This window comes from Pseudomonas sp. PDM16 (genome assembly GCF_014851865.1).
Classification (GTDB): domain Bacteria; phylum Pseudomonadota; class Gammaproteobacteria; order Pseudomonadales; family Pseudomonadaceae; genus Aquipseudomonas.
Genome location: NZ_JACVAM010000032.1, coordinates 1 through 462, shown reverse-complemented (window position 1 = coordinate 462; position 462 = coordinate 1). Strand labels below are relative to the sequence as shown.

Genomic DNA, 462 nt, shown 5'->3' with positions numbered 1-462 from the left:
TCTTCCTCCCTCCTCCCCCTTCTCCCCTCCTTCCTTCTCTACCTCTCTCCTTCCTCTTTCCTCCTGTTTCTCTCTTCTCTTTCCGATCTCGAATTTCTGTTTTCCCCCTCTCCTCCTCTCTTCCCTCCTCTTCTTTTCCTCCTTCCTTCTTCCCCTCCCTTCCTTTCTTCCTCTCTCCCCTCTCTTCTTCTTTCTCTTCCTTTCTCCTCCTCCCCCCTCTTTTCTTTTCTCTTTTTTTTCCCTTTCTCCTTCTCCTTTTCTTCTTTCCTTGTTGTTCTCCACCTTAATTTCCTTTCTCATTCCCTCTTGCATCCTGCCCTCGGCGGTGAGGCGGGTCAGGGCTTTCTTTCTCAGTTGTCTACTCTTTTCTTTCCTGTTCTTCTCTTTTCTTCCTCTTCTTTTCTCCCCCTTTTCCTTCTCTTCTGCCGAGGGGCGCGGCTTCAAGCTTTGACGGTCAGAAAC

General features: G+C 49.1%; 1 protein-coding gene. It reads right to left on the bottom strand.

Going from position 1 to position 462, the window contains the following annotated elements:
- Positions 1-462 (bottom strand): hypothetical protein (locus IB234_RS23820; protein WP_192322328.1); only part of this gene is annotated, 462 nt, incomplete at both ends.